A 21354-nucleotide genomic window follows, 5' to 3' on the forward strand; every position below is an offset into this window, starting at 1 on the left:
CCCATGGCCAAGGCAACGCTCACGATTTCATCAAAGAACTATTCGTCATGGTCGCTGCGCGGCTGGCTGCTGTGCAGGATGGCGGGACTCGATTTCGAAGAGGCGATGGTCGATCCCGAAGACCTGGCGGCCCGCCAGGAACTGCTGCTGCTGTCGCCGTCGGTGCTGGTGCCGCGGCTCACCCATGGCAAGGTCGAGGTCTGGGATACCCTCGCCATCGCGCAATATCTCAACGAGACCTTTCCCGAGGCCGGGCTCTATCCCGCCGATGTCGCCGCCCGCTCGCATTGCCGGTCGATCGCGGGCGAGATGCACTCGGGCTTCTACAACCTCCGCTCGGCCCTGCCGATGAACCTCAAGGCGCGGCACCAGAGTTTCAAGATCTTCTCCGGCGCGCGCCCGGACGTGGAGCGGGTCAAGACGATCTGGCACGAATGTTTCGACAAGTACGACGGGCCGTTCCTCTTCGGAAAGCCCTCAGTCGCCGATGCCATGTATGCCCCGGTCTGCACCCGGTTCCGTACCTATGCGGTCGCGCTCGACGACCGGCTCGAAGCCTATGTCGACACGATTCTGAACTGGGAGCCGATGCAGGAATGGATCGCGGGCGCGCTGGCCGAACCGGACGAGATCGTCGAACTCGAAGTCGAATTCTGAACGACGGCCCGCCGCCCCCGGCATCCGCGCCCGGCCACGAGGGCGGAATTGCGTATTTTCGACAAGAAGAAGCATGGAGGGATCGCCCGGGGCGCTTTCGTCGCTGACACCTGTGCCTTGCCGTCAACGTCCGGCCCGGACCGGAGAGGTCGGCGCCCTCAGCCGCTCCGCGGCCCCGCAAGCCGCCGCGCCAGCGTGAGAGCACCGTCGAGGGTCGTCCCCTCGGGCGGCACAAGCGCCGTGCGCAGATCCGCGTCGAGGTAGTCGGCATAGGCGGGCCCGACACCGCCCACAAGGCAGAGCGGTTCGCCCTCGCGGCGGCCGAGCGCGGCGATTGCCGCTTCGAGATAGCGCGCGCCCTCGCGCATCAGGGCGCGGGAGGCGGGGTCGTCGCCGCGCGTGACACGGGGCGCGAGCGTGGCGAAATCCGCCGGCACGGCCCGTCGGGCAAAGGCGATGATGCCGGTGTTTCCGCCCATTCCGGATAGCAGCTCGTCGGTCAGCGGCGTGCGCGGCGCGAGGCCGTCATGCGCGTGCAAGGCGCGGGTCAGCAGACCGCGCCCGAGCCAGGCGCCCGAGGCTTCATCGCCGAGGATCAGCCCGTGCCCGCCGAGGAACCGCAGGTCGCCGCGGGTTTGCCGCGCGACAAAGCTGCCGGTGCCGATCCCGGCCAGGCAGCCTGCCCGCTCCCCCAGCGCGCCGATCACGCCGGCCCTCTGGTCGTCCTCCACGACCGCATGGCGCAGCGGCAGCGCCCCGGCCACCCGCGCCGCGACATCCGGCCCCGTCACCCCGGCGAGGGCCAGGCAGGCGGGCGCATCGTTGAGCGCATCGGCGCGCAGCCCGGCCTTCTTCGCCAATTCGGAAAGTCCCGAAACAAGGGTGCGCAGCGCGCCGTCGAAATCGGAGGTGACATTGGCCGCGCCGAGCGCGAGGTCGACCCGCCCGCCGTCCGTTTCGAGCGCGAACCGGCAGGTCGAGCCGCCGGCATCGACGGCAAGAAGCAGGCTCATCGGGTGAGTTCTTTCACACCCCGGTCGATGCCCTCGAGGGTCATCGGCACCATGCGATGCTCGAAGATGTCGCGGATCATCGCGATGCTCTGGGTATATTGCCAATGCTTTTCGGGCACCGGGTTGATCCAGAGATGATCGGGCCATTGCTGCCGCGCCCGTTCCAGCCAGACCTGCCCCGACTCGGCATTCCAATGCTCGTTCGCGCCGCCGGGATAGGCGATCTCGTAGGGCGACATCGAGGCATCGCCGACGAAAATGCACTTGTAGTCATGCCCGTAGGTATTCAGCACCTCATGGGTCGGGGTCTGGCGATCCCAGCGGCGGGCGTTGTCACGCCAGACGCCTTCATACAGGCAGTTGTGGAAATAGTAGTGTTCGAGATGCTTGAACTCGGAGCGCGCGGCCGAGAACAGCTCCTCCACCACCTTCACGTGCGGGTCCATCGAACCGCCCGCGTCGAGGAAGAGCAGCACCTTCACCGCGTTGCGCCGTTCGGGCCGGGTCTGCACGTCGAGATAGCCGTGCTCGGCCGTGGCGCGGATGGTGCCGTCGAGGTCCAGTTCCTCGAGCGCGCCGTCGCGGGCCCATTTGCGCAGGCGTTTCAGCGCGACCTTGATGTTGCGGGTGCCCAGTTCGACGCTGTCGTCGAGATTGCGGAATTCCCGCTTGTCCCAGACCTTGACCGCGCGCCGGTGGCGGCTTTCGTCCTGGCCGATGCGCACGCCTTCGGGGTTGTAGCCGAAGGCACCGAAGGGCGAGGTTCCGGCCGTGCCGATCCACTTGTTGCCGCCCTGGTGCCGGCCCTGCTGTTCCTTCAGACGCTGCTTGAGCGTTTCCATCAGCTTGTCGAAGCCGCCGAGCGCCTCGATCTCGGCGCGCTCCTCCGGGGTCAGGTGCTTTTCGGCCATCTTGCGCAGCCAGTCGGCGGGCAGGTCGACGGCGTTCAGCATCTCCTCGACCGAGATCGCCTCGAGCCCCCGGAAGGTGGCCGAAAAGGCCTGGTCGAAGCGGTCGAGGTGGCGTTCGTCCTTTACCATGGCGCTGCGCGCGAGGTAGTAGAACCCTTCGACGTCATACATGGCGAGCCCCGCCTTCATCGCTTCGAGGAAGGTCAGATATTCCCGCAGGGACACCGGCAGACGGGCTTTGCGAAGGTTTTCGAAGAAGGGCACGAACATGGGGGCACTCTGCCGCGTCGGAGAAGCCGCCGCAACGGGCATTCGCGCGCCCGGCGGCGGCGCGCGGGCTCAGCCCTCGGCGTAATCCGCCCAGGGCGCGCGCGAGAACAGCCCGCCGTCGACCCAGAGCGTCTGGCCGGTGACGAAATCCGCCGCCTCGGAGGCGAAGAACAGCACCGGGCCCGCGATGTCACCCACCTGCCCCGCCCGGCGCAGCGGCGTGAGGCGCGACCAGCGTTCGGCGTAGCCGTCGGCCTCGTCCCGCGTGCGCTCGGTCTCGATGGCGCCGGGGGCGACGCAGTTGACGCGGATACCCCTGGGGCCGAGCTCCAGCGCCGCGGCCTTGGTGAACTGCTCGATCCCGCCCTTGGAGGCGGTGTAATCGGCCAGTTGCGGGAAGGCGAGCTTGTTGCAGCCCGAGCCGATGTTCACGATGCTTCCCGCCACGCCGCCCGCCACCATCTGCCGCGCGGCAGCCTGGGTGTTGAGGAAACAGCCGCGCAGGTTGGTGCGGATCACCCGGTCCCAATCCTCGACCGCGAGGTCGAGCAGCGGCGACCAGGTCTGGATCCCGGCATTGTTCACCAGAAGCTGCGCCGGGCCGATGCGGTCGTGCAGCGCCGCGACCTCGTCCGCATCGCCGGCGTCGCAATCATGGGCCGTGACCGTGGCGCCGCGCGCGGCTTCCTCCGCCGCGACCGCCGCCGCGATTTCCGGCGCGCGGAAATGGGTGAAGGCGACCTCGTACCCCGCCCCCGCCAGCGCGGAGACGAGGTGCCGCCCGATGCCGGTGGCACCGCCCGTGACGATCGCGAGCGCCATGTCAGGCCGCGAGATGCGCCGGCTTCTTGCCCGCGATGATCATGGCGAGGATGTCGTCGGTGGTGACCTCGTCGACCTTGACCACGCCGACAAGCTGGCCGTTCTTCATCACCGCCGCGCGGTCGCAGAGCTTCTTCACCTGGTGCACGTCGTGGTCGATGAGGAAGATCCCCAGCCCCTGGCGCTTCAGCTCCTGGATCAGTTCGGCCACCATCTGCGTCTCGTGCGGGCCGAGCGCGGCGGTGGGTTCGTCCATGATCAGGATCTTGGCGTTGAAGTAGACGGCCCGCGCGATGGCGACCGACTGCCGCTGGCCGCCCGACAGCGCCGACACCGGGGCCGCGAACTTGCGGAAGTTCGGATTGAGCCGCGCCATGATCTTGCGCGTCTCGGATTCCATCCGGGCATCGTCGACGAGGCCCGTCGCCGTCACCATCTCGCGCCCGAGGAACAGGTTCGAGGAGGCGTCGAGATTGTCCGCCAGCGCCAGCGTCTGGTAGATCGTCTCGATGTTGTGGGTCCGGGCATCGCGGGGATTGTTGATCTCGACCTTCTCGCCGTTGATCAGAACCTCGCCCGAGTCCTTCTTGTAGGCGCCGGACAGGCACTTGATGAGGGTCGACTTGCCCGCACCGTTGTGTCCGAGAAGGCCGACGACCTCGCCGGGATAGAGGTCGACCGAGACATGATCGACGGCCTTGATCCCGCCGAAGGAAATCGAGATGTCGCGCAGTTCGACTAGTGGTGTTCCGGTGTTCATTTCGCCCCCCAACGCTTACGGTACTGGATGTCGATCCAGACGGCGAACACCAGCACGGCGCCCACCACGATGTTCTGGAGCGGCGAGTCGACGCCCACCATCCCCATGCCGCTGGCCAGCGACTGCATGATCAGCGCGCCGAGGATGGCGCCGTAGATCGTGCCCGATCCGCCGGAGAGCGCGGTGCCCCCGATCACGGCGGCGGCGATCACGCGCAGCTCGTCCAGGGTGCCGATGTCGTTTGCATGGCTCTGCAGGCGGGCCGAGGCGACGACCGCCGACAGCCCGCACAGGAACCCCATCAGGGCAAAGACCTTGACCGTCAGGAACCGCGTGTTGATCCCCGAGAGTTCCGCCGCGTCCGGATTGCCGCCCGTGGCGAAGATGTAGCGGCCGAGCCGCGTCTTGCGCGCGATGACGGTCATGGCGATCGCCACGACGATCAGGATCAGCACCGAGATCGGAAGCCCGTGCCCCATCGACAAGCCCTCGGGAAGCGCTTCGCCGCGTGCTTCGAAGATGCGGCGCAGCTTGCCCGTGGGGATGCTGTAGGCGTTGAGGATGGCGATGAAGCCCATGATCGCGCCCACCGCGATGACGCCGAGGGCGATTTCGGCCCAGACCGGCTTGACCGGGAATTCATGCGCCACCTTGGAGCGGCGGGCCGACCAGATCGCCCAGAGCGCAAAGGCCGAGGCCAGCGCGCCCACGACCCAGGACCAGAATTCGCCCAGCGTGCCCTCGGCACCGCCGAAGAGCAGGAAGGTCTGGTCGAGGGGCGCGATGGTCTGACCGGCGGTCAGATACCAGCCCGCGTAGCGCCAGATCAGGAAGCCGCCCAGAGTCACGATGAAGGCCGGAATCGCCTGGTAGCCGATCAGCCAGCCGTTGAAGGCGCCGACCAGCGTGCCCACCGCGAGTCCGAAGAGGATGGTCAGCGGCGCGATCAGCGGCGAGCCGAGTTCGAGCCCCAGCACCCCGGGCAACCAGCGCGCCTGGGTCATCGCCATGAGCGCCGAACAGATCGCCAGCAGCGCGCCGACCGACAGGTCGATGTTGCGCATGACGATGATGAACACCATGCCCGTGGCCATGATCGCCACCGAAACGGTCTGGATCGTCAGGTTGAAGATGTTGCGCGGGCTCAGGTAGTTGCCGCCCGTGGCTAGGTTGAAGGCGATGGAGATCAGCAGCAGCGCGCCGATCATTCCCAGCATCCGCATGTCGAGTTCGAGGCTCTCGATGAAGCCGCGCCGCTCGGTCGCCTTGGAATCCGTGGTGTCAGTCATGGCGGTGCCGCCCCCCCGTTCGCCCTGAGGCGATTGATCGAAACGCCGCCCCGAATGGTTCCGGAGCGGCGCGTGTCTGGCAAGGTTGATCGCGTCGGATCAGTTGCAGGGCGACGGGCCGCCGGTCACGCCCTGGCAGAGCGCGTCCCGGGTGATCCAGCCCGCATCCACGACAACGTCGAGGTTGTCCTTGGTGATCGGCACCGGCTTGAGGAAGACCGAGGTCATGTCGTTGCCGCCCGGCGTGGTGAACTGCTGCGCGCCCTCGATGTCGCCCATCGCGGTGCCCTTGGCGAGCTCGACGGCGATCTCGGCGGCATTCTTGCCCAGCTCGCGCGCGTCCTTCCAGACGGACACGGTCTGCGTGCCCTGCGCGATGCGGTTCAGCGCGGCATGGTCGCCGTCCTGGCCCGACACCGGAATGCCCTGCATGCCCTGACCGGTCAGCGCCGCGACCGCGCCGCCCGCCGTCCCGTCGTTCGAGGCCACCACGGCATCGACGCCGTTGCTGGTCTCGGTCAGGATCTGCTCCATGTTGCGCTGCGCGTTGGCGGGCAGCCAGCCGTCGGTATAGGCCTCGCCCACGATCTCGATGTCACCGGAATCGATCGCCGCCTGCAGCACTTCCTGCTGGCCGCCGCGGAGGAAATCCGCGTTCGGGTCGGTGGGCGAGCCCTTGATCATCACGTAGCGGCCCTTGGGCTGCACTTCGAACACGGCACGGGCCTGCATCCGGCCGACCTCGACGTTGTCGAAGGTCAGGTAGAAGGCGCGCGGGTCCTCGATCAGGCGGTCATAGGCGATGACGGGGATTTCCTCGTCCGCGGCGGCCTGAACGGCGGGAATCACCGCCTGGGTGTCCTGTGCCAGAACGATCAGCGCGTCGACGCCCTGGGCGATCAGGTTCTCGATGTCGGTGAGCTGCTTGGCCGAGGACGACTGCGCGTCGGCGGATACATAGGTGGCACCGGCAGCTTCCAGTGCGGCCTTGATCGCGGCCTCGTCGGTCTTCCAGCGTTCTTCCTGGAAATTCGACCAGCTCACGCCGACCGTGAGGTCCTGAGCCAGCGCGGGCGCGCCCAGGCAGGTGGCGGCCATGAGCGCCGCGAACAACGTTCTTCTTTGCATGTCTTTCCTCCCGAAGGTCGTTTTTAGCGGCCCCCTCCCTCAGGACGCCGCGCAACCATGGCCAAACCTTGGCATATATTTTTCAGTTGTCAAATTAAAAATCCCCGTGTGATACTGACAGCGCCTAAGGATAGGGAGGAGAAATCGCCACCGCGGTGAAGGTCGAGGCGGAATGAGACTGGATCGGTTGATTTCCGCGGCTTGAGCGGGGCGATTTTGTTCGACAGGTAAACTATGAATGCGACTCTGAACCTCGGACCGGGAAATCCCGATCAACCAAGGGGCTGCGGCCCCCTGTTCGCGGCGCGCGCCCCTGCCCCGCGGCCGCTGCGCCAGCAGGTGTTCGAGCACGTGCGCGCCACCGGCGAATGCTCGCGGGCGCAACTGGCCAAGGATCTGGGGATCAGCCCGGCCTCGGTCACGACACAGACGTCGGAACTGATCGAAACCGGCTACCTGCGCGAGGTCTCGGCCACCGCGCCGAGCGGCGAGGTCCTGCGCGGCCGCCCGCCCGTCGCGCTCAGCGTCGATCCGGGCGCGCATGTGGTGGCCGGGGTCAAGCTGTCGCTGCGCAAGCACGTGGCCGTGGCGCTGGATTTCGCGGGCAACCAGCTTGCCGAGGCCAGCGAACCGGCGCAGGATCACGCCACCCCGGAGGCGCAGCTCGACGTGCTGTCGCGCCTGATCGGCAAGGTCTGCGCCGAGGCGGGCATCCCCCGCGCCTCGCTCGCCCAGGTCGGGCTGGGGGTGCCGGGCTTCGTCGATCACGAATCGGGCGTGGCCCACTGGTCGCCGGTGCTCGACACCTCGGATGTGGCGCTGGCGCAGATGGCGACGGCGCATCTCGGACTGCCGGTCATCATCGACAACGATGCCAACCTCGCTGCGCTGGCCGAGCTGTGGTTCGGCGCCGGGCGGCAGCTTTCGGATTTTGCCGTGGTGACGATCGAACACGGGGTCGGCATGGGCCTGGTGCTGAACCACCGGATCTTTCGCGGGGCCAAGGGGCTGGGGGCCGAACTCGGCCACACCAAGGTGCATCTCGACGGCGCACTCTGCCGCTGCGGCCAGCGCGGCTGTCTCGAAGCCTATGTGGCCGATTACGCCCTCACGCGCGAGGCGCAGGTGGCGCTGACCCTGACCCCGCGCAACGACACGGCCGAGGCGGATCTGCTCGAACGGCTCTACGGCGAGGCCAAGGCCGGCAACCAGATAGCACAGAGCATCTTTCAACGGGCGGGGCGCTACCTTGCCCTCGGATTGGCCAATGTCATCAACATCTTCGATCCCTCCCTTCTCATCATCTGCGGAGAGCGCATGCGGTACGACTACCTTTACGGCAGCGACATGATCTCGCGGATCCGCCACGCCGCCCTGCCCGCCCGCAGCGACCTGCCCCGGATCGAGGTCCACGCCTGGGGCGACCTTCTCGGCGCCCACGGCGCGGGGGCGCTGGCGCTCGGTGCGGTGACCGACCGCAGCCTCGGCGCGGTGACGGAGGCGGCGGCATGAGGGCCCTTGTGCTGTGCCTTGCCGCCACGCCGCTCGCGGCGGAGCCGGTGTTCGTCGATCGCAGCGCCGCGCTTCCGGTGCAGCATGTCTACGGCGGCGGCTGGGAGCATTTCGTCGGCGGCGGGGTCGCGATCCTCGACTGCAACGGCGATGCCCGGCCGGATTTCGTCGCCGCGGGCGGCGAGAACCCGGCGCGGCTTTTCGTGAACGCCACCCCGGGCGCCGGCGACGCGCTGCGCTTCACGGAGGGCGGGCTTGCGCCGATGACCGGCGTCACCGGGCTCTGGCCGCTGGACGTGGACGGCGACGGCAACCTCGATCTGGCGGTGCTGCGGGTCGGCGCCAACCACCTGCTGAAGGGGGACGGTGCCTGCGGCTTCGCCGATGCCTCGGCCGAATGGGGCTTTGACGGCGGCGCGGCCTGGTCCACCGCCTTCAGCGCCACCTGGGAACCGGGGCAGCGCCTGCCCACGCTCGCCATCGGCAATTACGTGGACCGCGCCAACCCCGACGGCCCGTTCCGGGCCTGCGATGCCAATGCCCTGCTGCGTCCGGAGGGCGCGCGCTACGGCCCGCCGATCCGGCTGGAGCCGGGGTTCTGCGCGCTCTCCATGCTGATCTCCGACTGGCAGCGGAGCGGGGCGCCGGAGCTGCGGATCTCCAACGACCGGCACTACTACGTGCGCGGCGGATACGAGCAGATGTGGCAACTGTCCCCCCTGCACGAACGCGGCGAGGCCGAGGGCTGGCGGCAGGTCTCGCTCTGGGGGATGGGCATTGCCTCGGCGGATATCGACACCGACGGCTGGCCCGACGTGATGCTGACCTCGATGGGCGACCAGCTTGTGCAGTTCAACCGCGAAGGCGTGCTCAAGGATGCGCCCTATGCCCTCGGCACCTACGCGCAGCGCCCGTTCATCGGCGATGACGGGCGGCCGTCGACCGGCTGGCACGCGGAGTTCGCCGATGTCGACAACGACGGGCGCACGGATCTCTTCATCGCAAAGGGCAATGTCGACCAGATGATGTCGAACGCGATCCACGATCCCAACAACCTGCTGATGCAGGGTGCGGACGGGATCTTCACCGAAACCGCCGAGGCGGCGGGCATCGCCACCACCGCGCGGTCGCGCGGAGCGGGGCTGGCGGATTTCGACGGCGACGGGCGTCTCGACCTCGTCGTGGTCAACCGCCGCGCGCCGCTGGAGCTGTGGCAGAACGCGACGCCCGGCACCGGCCACTGGCTCGGCATTTCGCTGCGGATGGAGGGCCCGAACACCCGCGCGGTGGGCGCCTGGCTTCAGGTGCGCACCGACGCCGACGTGCAGACCCGCGAAGTCACGGTGGGTGGCGGTCACGGCGGCGGCCAGTCCGGACCGCTGCATTTCGGCCTGGGCGAGGCGCGCGACGCCGAGGTCCGGGTGAAATGGCCGGGCGGGGATTGGGGCCCGTGGCAGCGCTGTGCCGCCGATGTGCGGGTGACGCTGGCGCGCTGATCGCGCGCCGGGCCGGGCCGGGATCGGCGGGGCGCTAGCGCTCCACCGGCAGGCCGCTCGGCACGGTGTCGGGCACGCCGAGCCGCCCCTTGAGCGCCACCTCGTCCGTGAGACTTCCGAGAAAGGCCATGAGCGCGTCGAGCTCTTCGGGCGCCAGCGCGCGCCCCGCCGGGACGGCGGCCTCGATCTCTTCCACCTGCGCGGGATCGTCGAGCACGGCCCAGACCGGCTTGGCCCCCTCGAAGGCGGGCAGGATCGCGGCGCGGGCATAGTGTTCCAGCGCCCTGCCGCCCGCCGCGTGATCGTCGACGAAGGCGCGCAGATCGGCATGTGCCCCGGCATGGCCCCATGGCCCGGTCTGCAGCACGTTGCGCAGCGGCGGCGTGCGGAAGGCATAGGCATCCGCGGCGCGGCCGGTGACCCGCATCCGGCCGATGTCCTTCTGGTGCCGTTCGAACCGCTCGCCCTTGCCGGGGCCGAGCTGCGGCGCGCCGGTCGCGTGATAGCCCATGTCAGACAGCAGCGCGCCGGAATGGCAGGCGGAGCAGCCCGCCTCGCCGAAGAACAGCGCCTGCCCCTCCGCCGCGGCGCCGGTCAGCGGCTCACCACGCAGGGCACGGTCGAAGGCGCTGTCATCGGCGCGCCATTCGGCCGAGACAAAGGCCGCGATGGCGTTGGAGAGGTCGGTGAAGGCGATGCCGCGCCGGGTGGTGCCGGGATAGGCGGAGTGGAACATCTCCGCATAGGCGGGGATTGCCGCGACCCGGTCGGCAATGCGGTCCCAGGCGCCGTTCTCGCCGGTGATGAAGCCCTGCCGCACCGCCTGGCTGACGTCGTTTTCCTGGTAGTGGCCGGCCATCTCGTCCTGCGACAGCACCGGGAACATGGTCTGGGCCGACAGCAGGTTGGCAAACCCCGCCACCATCTCGTCCTCCATCGGCGTGCGCAGGCCCGACGGGCGCGCGGGGTCCGCCTCGATCCGGCCGTCGGCAAAGAGAACGGTGACGGCCCGGGCCCCCATGTTGAACAGCGGCGGCGCGTTGCGCGGGATCAGCTGCTCGGGCATGTTGGCGGGATCGGGCAGGCGGTCGGGGCCCAGCCCCTTGCCGCCCTCGCCCAGCCCCAGCGACACCCCGTCGCCGGTGGCGAACCGCGGATGATGACAGGTCGCGCAGGAGATGTTGCGGTTGCCGGACAGGATCGGGTCGTAGAACAGCAACTGGCCGAGGGCGACCTCGGCCTCGGTCACTGTCAGGAAATCGTCGTCGGTGAAGGGCGCGGGCAGATCCTGCGCCGCCGCCGGTCCCGCCGTCCCGGCCATGCCGAAGACCCCGGCGAGCCCCATGTAGACACCCAGCACGATCCGGTTCCGCATGACCTTCTCCCTCCCTGCGACGCCCAAGAGAAACGCCGCGCGGCGCCCCGGTCAAGGCGCAAACGCGGCCACCGGCACCCGACCCCTCGTCGAAGGATCGCGCCCGCCCCGGCGTCAGACGAAGCGGTTGACCAGCCCTTCCAGATATTCCTGCCTGCCCGAGCGCGGTTGCGGCTCGATCCCTTCGGAGATCACCCGGTCGGCGATCTGGTCGAGGCTGCGCTCGCCCTTCAGCATCGCCTGAGCCTCGGCCCCCTGCCAGCCGGCATAGCGGTCGGCGACAAAGACGTCATGGGTGCCGTCGCCGATCATCGCCGCCGCCGCCTTCAGACCGCGCGCGCAGGTGTCCATGCCCAGGATATGCCCGTGGAACAGATCCACCGGGTCGAGCGACTGGCGCCGGATCTTGGCGTCGAAATTGGTCCCGCCCGTGGTGAACCCGCCGGCCTTGAGGATCTGGTAATAGGCCAGCGTCGCCTCGCGCGGGTCGTTGGGGAAATGATCGGTGTCCCAGCCGCACTGGATGTCGTTGCGGTTCATGTCGATCGAACCGAAGATCCCGAGCGTGCGCGCCATCGCCAGTTCGTGTTCGAAGGAATGCCCGGCAAGGAAGGCATGGCCGACCTCGATGTTCACCTTGACCTCGTCCTCCAGCCCGTAGCGCTTGAGGAAGCCGTAGCAGGTCGCCACGTCGAAATCGTACTGGTGCTTGGTCGGCTCCTGCGGCTTCGGTTCGAGCAGGATCGCGCCCTTGAAACCGATCTTGTGCTTGTATTCGACCACCAGCGACAGCATCCGCCCCATCTGGTCCAGTTCCGCCCCGAGATCGGTGTTGAGCAGCGTCTCGTAGCCCTCGCGCCCGCCCCAGAGCACGTAGTTCTCGCCGCCGAGCCGCTGTGTGACGTCCATGTTCGCCTTGATGGTGGCTGCGGCATAGGCAAAGACATCCGGGTCCGGGTTGGTCGCGGCGCCGGCCATGAAGCGACGGTTCGAGAACAGGTTCGCCGTGCCCCAGAGCAGCTTTACCCCGGTTTCCGCCATCTTCGTCTCGAAATGGTCGGCGATGGCGTTCAGGCGCGCCGTCGATTCGGCATGGCTCGCGCCTTCGGGGCGCACGTCGGCATCGTGGAAACAGAAATACGGCACGCCCAGTTTCGAGAACAGTTCGAAGGCCACGTCGGCCTTGAGCCGCGCGTGGTCCATGTCGTCTCCGTACCAAGGCCGGTCGAAGGTGCGCCCGCCGAAGGGGTCCAGCCCCTCGAAGGCGAGCGAATGCCAGTAGGCCACGGCAAAGCGCAGGTGTTCTTCCATGCGCTTGCCCAGCACCACCTCGTCGGGATCGTAGTGGCGGAAGGCGAGCGGATTGGTGCTCTCGGGGCCTTCATGGGCGATGCGGTCGATGCCTGCGAAAAACTCGGTCATGTCGGGGGCCTTTCAGATGCTGCGGGTCCGGCCGCACGCGGCACCGGACGCTCTCCTCCATTTTTGAGTTACGTACATCAAGCCCCGGCGCAGAGCAATCAGAACCCGTCTTCGTGGAGGTTGTCGCGCAGGAAGACCCGGATCGCGATGCGATCCTCCGCCGGGCCCGTGCCGGGCCCCAGAACCAGCCGGCGGGCGGCGCGTGCCACGGCCCGCACCTCGGCGCGCGGGTTCTGGTCGATGACATAGTCGATCTGACCGCTTTCCAGCGCCGGACGGGTGATCGCGGTCAGTTCATGCGCGACCATGCGCAGATGCGCGCCGGTCTCGGCCAGCACGGCGGCAAGACCGGAATTGCCCGCCCCGGCGTTGTAGAGCCCGGCGAGGCCCGGCTGTTCGGCAAGCAGACGGGCGAGGATCGCGCCGGTGGTTCCGGGGTCGTCGCTGCCCTCGAAGGGACCGACGACGGTCAGATGCCCGAAGGACTCGGCCATCACCTCGCCGAATCCCTCCAGCCGCTCGCGGTGATCCCGCAGCCCCAGCGAACCGGCGATCAGCCCCACCACCGCGCCCCGGGGCAGCGCAAGGCCCAGCATCCGCGCGGCCATGCGCCCGGCGACGCGGTTGTCGATGCCGACAAAGGCCTCCCGCCCGGTATCGGGGATGTCGGAAACCATGGTGACGACGCGGATGCCGCGGTCGGTGCAGCGCCGCACGGCCTCGGCAACGATGTCCGCCTCCATCGCGACCACGGCGACGCAATCGACCTCGCCCGGGGTCAGCGCGTCGAGCGCGCGGGCGAGGGCTTCGGCGTTCATCGGCGGGATGCGGAACACCGAGGTTTCCAGGCCCTCGCCCTCGTCGAAGGTGCCGAGCGCGGCGACCTCGGCCTGAAGCGCCGCCATGAACAGGTTGCCGCCGCCGGGCAGCAGGAAGCGCAGGCGCACCCCTTGCCCGCGCGCCAGCAGCGACGCGCCGATGTTGCGCCGGTATCCGGTGCGCGCGATGGCGGCTTCGACCTTTTCCACGGTTGCGGCGCGTACGCCGGGGCGCCGGTTCAGCACCCGGTCCACCGTCGCGAGCGAAACGCCCGCCTCGCGCGCGAGATCGTGGACGGTGATGCCGCCCCTGCCTTGTCGCCCGTCGCCGGATTCTCGTTTCATGGCCCCTCGCGCGTTGTCGCGCGGCAGCCTAGAACATGCCGCGACTCCGCGCCAGATCGCTCGGGCCGGAGGTCGCAGGCCGCCTCCTCAGGTCACGAGGGAGACGATCCACCAGATGATCGAGACATTCATCACCAGCCCGAGTGCGACGATCGGCAGGATCCACCAGCCGGAACGCGCCTCGCAAGTCAGCCGCGCGTCCGACCGTTCCCTGTCCCGAGGCAGGGAATCGACCATCGTCATATCGGTTTGCCGTGACACCATGAGAGAAGGTTCTCGCGTTAACTCAATCTTAAGATGTGTATGAAGCTAGCGCTCATCCTCCGGGTGTCAAGTCATCCGAAAGGTTCAACCGGTGGTCCCGGCGCACATTGCGCAAAGATCCGCCGGAAGCGCCTCCGGCCGGCGGGACGCGCGGGGATTGCCGTGCAGGCCCTTGAGATCGTTGCGCGAAAATCAGGAAACGCGCCCGGGCAACACGGAGCCCGTCCGGGGCGACGGCAACCGGCACGGGAGGATCAGGGATCTTGCGGAAGGGGATGGTGGGTGATGAGGGACTCGAACCCTAAGTTATTTATATAAAATCAATAAGTTACTATGAATTTTGTAACCATGTAACCATCCTTGAAATGGACCATGTGACGTTGCGTCAGCCATAAGAAAACCCGCCAGCTTGCACAGGAGGGTTCATCGTCATGGTGATGGGGCACGGTTATGCGCCGGTCAGTTCCGCGATAGTGGCCCGCGCCTTCTCCAACCGCTTCCGCTTCGCCTCTGCGCCCTTCTCAAGCCACTTGCGGTGCCGGGCGGCCAGAACCTTTTCACCAAAGGTCAGCGGCTCATCGGGGTGAAGCGACAGTGCCTTGTTCAGCGGATAGGGGCAATCGCGGTGATTGATACGCTCACCGATCAAGAAGCGCAGTTCCGTCTTGTCCAGCGGCGGCCACGGATCGAAGCCCGCCCCAGCGATCTCCTTCATGATCTCGTCGAGGATTTCCGGCATGGTCTCCTTCGGGGCCAGATACCCATGCCGAAACCCGAAATCGTCGCGCACACCGGCTGCGGAAAGCGAAAACAGAGTATCCGTGATCGTCGCGAGCCGCGTATGTTCGACCGGCGCAGTTCCTTAGGGCGCGGCGATCACGCCCGGCACTGCCTTGGGGTCATCCAGTAAGCTCACCGGCCAGATGTTCGCGATCTCGCCCAGCATCTCTTTCACGCGGCTCACGGGGTCGTTCAGGACCGGGCCGGTGATCGGTGTGGTGAGGCTCGCGACAAGGGCCTGATAGGCGGTGTCCGGGACGTAGACGGGGCGCGTGGTGGTCGTGGTCATTCGGGGTCGTTCTCCAAGAGTTCATCGTAGCGGCAGACTCCCACAGCACGGATTCCCGGACAAGCCGAAATCATCATAAGTCATTGAAAAACATATAAGTAATGACTGACTTATGTTGCTGCCCGGCGCGTGTGATAGCTTACTTCAACGCGCCGGGCGTGGGTCTGGCGATCCCATACCCCGGGAAGAGACGGAACCCGAGGTGTGTTATGATGTAACACTTCCACCCCTAGCGCACAAGCTGGCCCGCTTCGCCTGACGCTTCGCGAGACCGGCGGCGATCTGTTCAGCGGTCCACCCCTTCGCCTCGGCTCTCTTGAGCCACTTGCCTTCGGCCTCGCGCGCTTTCCGGTTTGTCTCATACTCTTCCGGCGAGGCGCCTCTCGGCACCGGCACGTAGGCAGCGACCTCCCGCCCTTCGGTCTCCGCGATACGCCGGGCATAGGCTGCGCGCTGAGCAGCCTTCTGCGCCTCATATGCAGCCGGGTCGCGCTTCACCTTCCAACGGGAGGCGTTGCGCTGGTCACGCAGCCGGTCGTTTTCCGCTTTGATCTCGGCGGATTTCCGGGTGCACATCTCCACCAGCGATGCCGGCCGCACCGGCTGGCCGCACTCCTGCCGTGCTAGTGCGACGTCCAGCTCGGCAAGGTCAGCTTCAGTCACCGGCTCATCTGGAATGTAGGTAACGTCGCCCAGGTCGAGCGACGCGAGCACAAGTGCCAACTCATCGGAACGCGCGTCGGCGGGCTGCGGCTGGTCTGGCGTGTCGTCGAAGGTGAGCGCGTCGAGTTCGGCAAGCACGTCGCTCATGCCGCCATCGCCACCGCATGAGATATCGTTGCCAATGGTCGGCATTGGAAAGCCGGGGAATTCGTCGTGCAGACCGGCGACACGGGTGCTATACTGGAAGGGCATACTGTGATCCTTGCAGAGGTCTCAAACGGGCCGATGGTGTTGGCGCACCATCGGCCCACTTCGTTCTCAGGAGGCGGCCCGGGTCAGGAGGTCGGCAAGTGCGGCGGCGACATCTGGCCGGAAGCGCCGTTCAACGCTGCCGATCCGAAGTATCACTGCCGGGCCGCGCCCGGTGACAGCGAAGTCATGCGCCTCCGGCCCTGATACATAGACCTCCGAACGGCGAGGCGCGCGGTCCTCCGCGATGAAATCGCGGATTGCGGTTGCGATTGCGATTGCCCGGGCACGGGCACGGTCGAAGCTGAGCCCCAACCGCTCGTCACCGATGGTCAGCACAAGACCATTCGCCGCGCGGTGCAGGTCGATACCGGGGATGGTGTGGGGAAGCCGGTGCACGTCGCGGAATGCGGCGATCAGATCACGGATGGTCTCGGACAGGCTGGCGTAACCGAAGTGGTCACGCAGTTCGACAAGCTGGGCGTGGCGCTCCGGCGCCACGGCGACATTCATCTGTGAGGGGGTGGGCATGTTGGTTCCGATTAGGGATCTGAATGGGAGCAACCTACCACTGAAGGCGAGGAATGTCCACTACGATCATCTGGTAAGTAATTGTTTTTTATTGCATATTGCGTGACTTGCCACATCACGGAATGCGTTCAGCTTTTCTCCAATAGGTTGTTTTGGCCGGAACAGGCTGTTTCGGAACCGGAGGTGAGGACCGGGATAACCCCTCAGACTCACGGAGAGGGCGCAGGAGCGGTCATGTAAGGGTGTCCGGCTAGGGGTGTAGCGGAACAGGCTGCGTCGGGCCTGTGTGAGTCTCCTGTGCGCGCCACGAAAAAAAACTTGCCGGAGGTGGGCAGAACACTAGGCGGCTTCTCCGGTATGCTCTGGAACCCTCGCCGGGCCGACAGGCCCGGCGGCAAGGCCCGAAGGGCCGTGCAGGCGAGCGCCGAAGGCGCGAGGTGTCGAACGTGCCGGGCACGTCTTTAACTCGCCGGAGACAGGAAGAACGTGCCGCAGTTGGGCTCTATTGTGTCCGGTTTTCTTCGTAAAGTTATAGATTCTCTATAAGTAGTATACTTACGAAGAAAACCGGACATTCTCAAGAAAACCGGACACCCACACCGGTCTACATCATCCCCGGTTTAACACGTTCCCGGGCCTCATCGCCCGGCGCAGTTCGTCCGCCACCACCCCGCGCATCGTCTGGTCAAATTCACGCGCCATGCGCTTGGCGAGGTCGGCATTCTGGTCCGGCGAGCCTGCGAAGCCGTTCACGGTGATGGGCGCGGTGATGCTGATCTGCGCCGCAGAGGGGACACCAGCAGACGCCCCGATCCCGGCGAGCACGGGGGCAGCCGCACCACCCACCATCCCGCCGGATGCGTATCCGCGCAGCGCGGTATGGTGCAGCGTTTCGAGGCTCAGAGTGTCGAAGGTCTCGGTGCCGATGCGGTCGTGAAGGGCGTTCTGGTGCAGCACCTCACGGCTCCGGGTGTCGAAGGTCTCGGTGCTGGAATGGCTGCGCAGTGCGCTCCGGTGCAGCGCTTCGAGGTTCTGGACACCAATACGCTGAACCGCCGGTTTCGACAGGACGTATTCGCCTTTATGCACCACCCCGGCGGGCTCATACCGGCCACCGTCGCCAGTGTAGCCGCCTTCGCTGAACCCGAGAAGCGAGCCGATGAAGCCCCAGAGCGTCACGCCCCCGGTCCCGCTGCCTCCTGCCGCTGCCATGTTCGCGGTGAGCTTGTCCCAGAGGTTCGACAGCGCCAGTTCGCTCAGCTTGGTCAGCACCGACGCCAGTGCGTCGCGCCAAGTCATTGTGCCCTGTGCCAGCCCCATGAAGGCATCGTTGGCGGTCGCGCGCATTTCGTCCTGTGCCGCCTGAATGTCCTCAATCTTCTGCGCCGCATCCTCGGCAGCACGGGCGGCGGTCTGGTAGATTCCGGCCATGCTTTCGATCTCGACGCGCAGTTCCGGCGTGATCTCGCGCCCGCTGTTCTGTGCAGCCAGCAAGAGCTCAGCCTCGCGGCGGGCCTGTTCAATCGCACCCTCATAGGTCCGACCGGCGGCAGCGGTCGCGACCAGAGCGGCGGCTTCAATCTGTAGCGCTTGCGTCTCTTCCTTGATAGAGCGAGCCTCCTGCTCGTATTCGGACAGCTTGGGCGCCGATCCACCGCCACCGGAGCGGCCACCGCCACCACCCCCGCGTCGCGCCGTGGGCGCACCGAAGTCGGCATCTACACTCGGAAGCTGGGGCCGGGGCGAGGTCTCGGGCGCATACTCACCGGGGCGCAAGTTTACAGGCACACCCCTACCCCGGCCATTCGGCGAGCCCATCGGCGGGCTTGACGCCGTCCCGGCGGCGCTGCGAATGGCAGAGCCCAACTCAGCCGCGAACGTCAATACCTGGGCGATGACACCGCCCAGCCGCTGCACCTCGGAAATCGCGGTGCTGAAATCCACCCGGTCAGCGTCTGCCAGCGTGTCGAAGGCGGCGGCGGCGTCGCGCTGCACCTCGGTGAGCCCATCGGCGAAGTCGTCAGCTTCAAGGGTGCCATCGTTGAATTCACCGGCGAGGCGGCGCATTTCGGTCGCGCTGTCTGCAAGGGTCTGGGCAACTTCTTCATAGCCCCAGGAACGCGCCTGAGTTGCCGCCTGATCCAGAGCGGCGGCGGTGCGGTCGGTGTCTTCGGCAAGGTCGGTATACTGTTCGCGAAGCCGGGCGATCTCTACCGAAGCCGCGTCGGCGGCATCCCGGTTGTTGTCGAGCGTGTCATAAACCTCATCGCCCAGAACCGCCCGGCCCTGCCCTTCGTTCGGGAAAATGTCGTCCAGCTTCGCGCGCAGATCAGCGGCTTCCACGGCGGCGGCGGCGAATTCCACCGCCACCTTTTTACCGAAGGTCGAAACACGCGTGGAGAGCACATCCCAGCGCCGCGACACCTCATCGGCCTTGCGGATCAACTCATCATCCAGCACTGCACCGGTGTCATGGGCGGCGCGAATGGTTGCGCGCAGCCCGTCCTCACCCTGTGCCAGCAATTCCACGAACCGTTCACCGCCGGTGCCGCCGAACACCTCGTCAAACACGCGAAGCTGGGCGGCGCGGTTGAGCCGCTGCGCCCGGCGCATGATCTCCAATAGCAGTTCGCTCGGGTCTTCAAGCTAGCGCTTCAACTCATCCGCACCGAAGCCCAGCCGCTTGAACGCCTCGGCAGCAGGTCCGGCGCCGGTCACAATCCATTCATCGGCACGGAGGTTCAGTTCCTTCATGCCGTCCACAAGCGCATCGACGGGCACGCGGTTCTGTTCCGCGACATACTTCAGTTCCTGAAACGCGGTGATGTTCAGACCGGCGCGCTGAGCTTCGTTGCCCACCTCGGCAACACTCTTGGCCGTGGCGGCGATGGCGCGCGCCGTGGCGGCGCTGCCAAGGCCCGCCACCAACGGCCCGCCCATCTTCGTGAACAGCCCGGCCAGCTTGGTCGCCATGCCGCCGTATGTCGTATCTATCCGGTCGGCGCTCTGCCGCGCGCGGCGTTCCATCTGGTCGGCGCTGCGGCGCTGCGCTTCATTCGCCTTGGCAAGACCGCGCTCCAACTTGTTGATTTTTGCTTCAAGTTCGACCACAAGGCCGGGAAGTTTCGTTTCGGTCATATCTGCCTCAGAAGGTGAAAATTTCGGCGCCATCGCCGGTGTAGCTGCTGCGGTTCGACTGCCCTGCCGCCGCACGGGAGACGGCCATTGCAGCGGCAATCGCGCCGTCTATCCGGTCGGTCTCGCGGCCCTTGTGCATCCGGGTCAGGCCCGTGACCGGGTTGCGGCTGGCCACCACGTTGTCGAAGTGCAGCCGGAGCATCGGGTGCCCATCGTGCCGGATCAGCCTGCCATTCACCGTGCGCTCAAGATCACCAGCGGCCACCCCCATCGTGAGCGGCGCCTGCCGCATCTCCACCACCGGCAAGCCCGCGTCGTGAAGATGCTGCATCATCTGCCGCGCAAGGTGGGGGTCAAAGGCGATCTCCTGCACCTCGTGACGGGCTGCCAGTTCGCGCAGGTGATCCTCTACTGCCGCCGGGTCGATGATCGGGCCGGGTGTGGCGAACAACAGCCCATCGTCGCGCCACCGCTCATAGGGGGCGCCGTCACGCTCGCCGCGCTCTTTGAGGTCGTCGCCGGGCACAAAGAACCATGCCCTGATGCTGACCTGCCCATCGTCATGCCGCCATGCCGCCACCACGGCGGCGGTGTCGCCGTTCACGGCCATGTCGACGCCAATCCAGCACGGTAGCGCTTCAAGCTCCGCTTCGTCATCATCGAAGCGGCGGGCGTCATAGGTCTGCATCGAAAACAGCGGGTCGCGGCTGTTGCCGTGCCAGATGTTCAGATTGAATTGCTGGAAGCTGTAGCGCTCTGCCGGGTGGTCTTTCGCCTCCTTCGCCAAGGTGCGCAGCCCGGCGAGGCTCGGGAAGCCGTGCCTGAGACCCGGGTTCACCCGGTGCCAGAGAGCTTCGTCCTGCCAGTCGTCTTCCGGCTCGGCGGCAAAGATGATCGGATGAAACTCGGGGTTGTCGATCTCGCCAAGCGCCACCCGGCGGGCGTAGTCGTATTGTTCGGCTGCCAGCGTCTCGGTTCCGCGCCCCGCGGTCGTCGCGATCACAAGCAGGTTGTTGTCGGTCTTCGCCAGACCGGACTTGAGCGCTTCCCAAAGGTCGCGCCCGTTCCATGCGTGGATTTCATCGGCCAGCACGAATGCCGGGGTCGTGCCGTGCTGGGCGCGGCCATCACTCGACACGGCGCGCAGCCGGGCGCCGCTGGCCTTGTCGGTGATCTGCTTGGCGCTGTTGAAGGCGTCATGAATGCGGGTCGCGGCCACAAGGCGGCTGTCCTGCCGGATGATCTCGGCAGCCTCACGGAAGCCGATACCAGCCTGCTCGCGATCACTGGCGGCAAAGATTACCTGACCGGCGGGCACCTTCTCCGGGCCGATCACATGCAGCAGAGACAGCGCAGCGGCGAGGCTCGTTTTCCGGTTTCCCCTCGGCAGCATCAGGAACACGGTCTTGACGATGCGCGAGCCGTCTTCATGGCGCGGCCCATAGATGCGGCGCACAATGCGCTCTTGCCAGTCGAAAAGCTGGAAGGCGCGACGGGGCGCCGTGCTGGCCGGGTGCCGCAACCGGCGCAGGAACGTGACGGCCCGTTCCCCCTGCCCCAGCGGGTCGGGGATGGGGCTGCTATCGTAAATCCACGCCGGGAACGGGCTGCGTTTGGTCATG

20 protein-coding genes are annotated in these 21354 nt (G+C 66.9%); 3 read left to right on the top strand and 17 right to left on the bottom strand.

Translation table 11 applies throughout. The annotated features are described in order from the left end of the window. Positions 1 to 3 precede the first annotated feature (3 nt). Positions 4 to 657 (top strand): glutathione S-transferase, encoded by a 654-nt coding sequence (locus ACN0RJ_RS10240; protein ID WP_417719030.1) that lies wholly within the window; start codon positions 4 to 6, stop codon positions 655 to 657. Positions 658 to 815: 158 nt separating this feature from the next. Here the strand turns inward: ACN0RJ_RS10240 and ACN0RJ_RS10245 are convergent, their stop codons facing one another. The 6 genes from ACN0RJ_RS10245 to xylF form a co-directional block, all read right to left on the bottom strand. Next, entirely contained in the window at positions 816 to 1670 is an 855-nt protein-coding gene (locus ACN0RJ_RS10245; protein WP_417724187.1) for a BadF/BadG/BcrA/BcrD ATPase family protein, read from the bottom strand. Continuing rightward, on the bottom strand, positions 1667 to 2851 hold the full coding sequence (locus ACN0RJ_RS10250; protein ID WP_417724188.1) for a vWA domain-containing protein: 1185 nt from the start codon (positions 2849 to 2851) through the stop codon (positions 1667 to 1669). The genes ACN0RJ_RS10245 and ACN0RJ_RS10250 overlap by 4 nt, the downstream gene beginning before the upstream one ends. A 69-nt stretch (positions 2852 to 2920) precedes the next feature. Beyond that, on the bottom strand, positions 2921 to 3673 hold the full coding sequence (locus ACN0RJ_RS10255) for an SDR family NAD(P)-dependent oxidoreductase (RefSeq protein WP_417724189.1): 753 nt from the start codon (positions 3671 to 3673) through the stop codon (positions 2921 to 2923). 1 nt (position 3674) lies between these two features. Next, entirely contained in the window at positions 3675 to 4433 is a 759-nt protein-coding gene (locus ACN0RJ_RS10260) for an ATP-binding cassette domain-containing protein (RefSeq protein WP_417719026.1), read from the bottom strand. After that, entirely contained in the window at positions 4430 to 5722 is a 1293-nt protein-coding gene (locus tag ACN0RJ_RS10265) for a sugar ABC transporter permease (RefSeq protein ID WP_417719025.1), read from the bottom strand. The genes ACN0RJ_RS10260 and ACN0RJ_RS10265 overlap by 4 nt, the downstream gene beginning before the upstream one ends. Positions 5723 to 5821: 99 nt before the next feature. Next, positions 5822 to 6850, bottom strand: a complete 1029-nt coding sequence (gene xylF / locus ACN0RJ_RS10270; protein WP_417719024.1) for a D-xylose ABC transporter substrate-binding protein — start codon at positions 6848 to 6850, stop codon at positions 5822 to 5824. Between the two features lie 234 nt (positions 6851 to 7084). Between xylF and ACN0RJ_RS10275 the strand changes: the two genes are divergently transcribed. Then, positions 7085 to 8362 (top strand): ROK family protein, encoded by a 1278-nt coding sequence (locus tag ACN0RJ_RS10275; protein WP_417719023.1) that lies wholly within the window; start codon positions 7085 to 7087, stop codon positions 8360 to 8362. Further along, positions 8359 to 9858, top strand: coding sequence for a CRTAC1 family protein (locus tag ACN0RJ_RS10280; protein WP_417724190.1), 1500 nt, complete (start codon positions 8359 to 8361; stop codon positions 9856 to 9858). Before ACN0RJ_RS10275 ends, ACN0RJ_RS10280 begins: the two co-directional genes overlap by 4 nt. 34 nt (positions 9859 to 9892) lie before the next feature. On the opposite strand, the gene ACN0RJ_RS10285 is transcribed toward ACN0RJ_RS10280, so the two are convergent. From ACN0RJ_RS10285 to ACN0RJ_RS10335, 11 genes are all read right to left on the bottom strand, one after another. Further along, entirely contained in the window at positions 9893 to 11233 is a 1341-nt protein-coding gene (locus tag ACN0RJ_RS10285) for a cytochrome-c peroxidase (protein ID WP_417724191.1), read from the bottom strand. A 114-nt stretch (positions 11234 to 11347) separates the two neighbouring features. Then, positions 11348 to 12655, bottom strand: coding sequence for a xylose isomerase (gene xylA, locus ACN0RJ_RS10290; protein ID WP_417724192.1), 1308 nt, complete (start codon positions 12653 to 12655; stop codon positions 11348 to 11350). A gap of 98 nt (positions 12656 to 12753) precedes the next feature. After that, a complete protein-coding gene (locus ACN0RJ_RS10295) occupies positions 12754 to 13818 on the bottom strand; it encodes a LacI family DNA-binding transcriptional regulator (RefSeq protein WP_417724193.1) in 1065 nt (354 codons plus the stop codon). Positions 13819 to 13905: 87 nt separating this feature from the next. Continuing rightward, positions 13906 to 14055, bottom strand: a complete 150-nt coding sequence (locus ACN0RJ_RS10300; protein ID WP_417724194.1) for a hypothetical protein — start codon at positions 14053 to 14055, stop codon at positions 13906 to 13908. 475 nt (positions 14056 to 14530) lie between these two features. Next, positions 14531 to 14872 (bottom strand): hypothetical protein, encoded by a 342-nt coding sequence (locus tag ACN0RJ_RS10305; protein ID WP_417724195.1) that lies wholly within the window; start codon positions 14870 to 14872, stop codon positions 14531 to 14533. Positions 14873 to 14944: 72 nt separating this feature from the next. Then, complete coding sequence (locus tag ACN0RJ_RS10310; RefSeq protein ID WP_417724196.1) at positions 14945 to 15151, bottom strand: hypothetical protein; 207 nt, start codon at positions 15149 to 15151, stop codon at positions 14945 to 14947. A 207-nt stretch (positions 15152 to 15358) separates the two neighbouring features. Then, on the bottom strand, positions 15359 to 15961 hold the full coding sequence (locus tag ACN0RJ_RS10315) for a hypothetical protein (RefSeq protein WP_417724197.1): 603 nt from the start codon (positions 15959 to 15961) through the stop codon (positions 15359 to 15361). Between the two features lie 171 nt (positions 15962 to 16132). Further along, the gene (locus ACN0RJ_RS10320) at positions 16133 to 16576 is read right to left on the bottom strand and encodes a hypothetical protein (protein ID WP_417724198.1); all 444 of its coding nucleotides are present in this window, start codon (positions 16574 to 16576) and stop codon (positions 16133 to 16135) included. A 627-nt stretch (positions 16577 to 17203) separates the two neighbouring features. After that, positions 17204 to 19216 carry a hypothetical protein gene (locus tag ACN0RJ_RS10325; protein WP_417724199.1) on the bottom strand — a complete coding sequence of 671 codons (2013 nt, stop codon included), beginning with the start codon at positions 19214 to 19216 and terminating at the stop codon, positions 17204 to 17206. Between the two features lie 24 nt (positions 19217 to 19240). Next, complete coding sequence (locus ACN0RJ_RS10330; RefSeq protein WP_417724200.1) at positions 19241 to 19732, bottom strand: hypothetical protein; 492 nt, start codon at positions 19730 to 19732, stop codon at positions 19241 to 19243. A gap of 7 nt (positions 19733 to 19739) precedes the next feature. Beyond that, entirely contained in the window at positions 19740 to 21353 is a 1614-nt protein-coding gene (locus ACN0RJ_RS10335; RefSeq protein WP_417724201.1) for a terminase large subunit, read from the bottom strand. Position 21354 lies beyond the last annotated feature (1 nt).

It is taken from the genome of Salipiger sp. (assembly GCF_048261495.1).
Lineage (GTDB): Bacteria > Pseudomonadota > Alphaproteobacteria > Rhodobacterales > Rhodobacteraceae > Salipiger.

Bases quoted from the DNA above. Each gene is read 5' to 3' on its own strand.
- ACN0RJ_RS10240 (WP_417719030.1), top strand. From the start codon at position 4: ATGGCCAAGGCAACGCTCACGATTTCATCAAAGAACTATTCGTCATGG.
- ACN0RJ_RS10245 (WP_417724187.1), bottom strand. From the start codon at position 1,670: ATGAGCCTGCTTCTTGCCGTCGATGCCGGCGGCTCGACCTGCCGGTTC.
- ACN0RJ_RS10250 (WP_417724188.1), bottom strand. From the start codon at position 2,851: ATGTTCGTGCCCTTCTTCGAAAACCTTCGCAAAGCCCGTCTGCCGGTG.
- ACN0RJ_RS10255 (WP_417724189.1), bottom strand. From the start codon at position 3,673: ATGGCGCTCGCGATCGTCACGGGCGGTGCCACCGGCATCGGGCGGCAC.
- ACN0RJ_RS10260 (WP_417719026.1), bottom strand. From the start codon at position 4,433: ATGAACACCGGAACACCACTAGTCGAACTGCGCGACATCTCGATTTCC.
- ACN0RJ_RS10265 (WP_417719025.1), bottom strand. From the start codon at position 5,722: ATGACTGACACCACGGATTCCAAGGCGACCGAGCGGCGCGGCTTCATC.
- xylF (WP_417719024.1), bottom strand. From the start codon at position 6,850: ATGCAAAGAAGAACGTTGTTCGCGGCGCTCATGGCCGCCACCTGCCTG.
- ACN0RJ_RS10275 (WP_417719023.1), top strand. From the start codon at position 7,085: ATGAATGCGACTCTGAACCTCGGACCGGGAAATCCCGATCAACCAAGG.
- ACN0RJ_RS10280 (WP_417724190.1), top strand. From the start codon at position 8,359: ATGAGGGCCCTTGTGCTGTGCCTTGCCGCCACGCCGCTCGCGGCGGAG.
- ACN0RJ_RS10285 (WP_417724191.1), bottom strand. From the start codon at position 11,233: ATGCGGAACCGGATCGTGCTGGGTGTCTACATGGGGCTCGCCGGGGTC.
- xylA (WP_417724192.1), bottom strand. From the start codon at position 12,655: ATGACCGAGTTTTTCGCAGGCATCGACCGCATCGCCCATGAAGGCCCC.
- ACN0RJ_RS10295 (WP_417724193.1), bottom strand. From the start codon at position 13,818: ATGAAACGAGAATCCGGCGACGGGCGACAAGGCAGGGGCGGCATCACC.
- ACN0RJ_RS10300 (WP_417724194.1), bottom strand. From the start codon at position 14,055: ATGGTCGATTCCCTGCCTCGGGACAGGGAACGGTCGGACGCGCGGCTG.
- ACN0RJ_RS10310 (WP_417724196.1), bottom strand. From the start codon at position 15,151: ATGACCACGACCACCACGCGCCCCGTCTACGTCCCGGACACCGCCTAT.
- ACN0RJ_RS10315 (WP_417724197.1), bottom strand. From the start codon at position 15,961: ATGAGCGACGTGCTTGCCGAACTCGACGCGCTCACCTTCGACGACACG.
- ACN0RJ_RS10320 (WP_417724198.1), bottom strand. From the start codon at position 16,576: ATGAATGTCGCCGTGGCGCCGGAGCGCCACGCCCAGCTTGTCGAACTG.
- ACN0RJ_RS10330 (WP_417724200.1), bottom strand. From the start codon at position 19,732: ATGACCGAAACGAAACTTCCCGGCCTTGTGGTCGAACTTGAAGCAAAA.
- ACN0RJ_RS10335 (WP_417724201.1), bottom strand. From the start codon at position 21,353: ATGACCAAACGCAGCCCGTTCCCGGCGTGGATTTACGATAGCAGCCCC.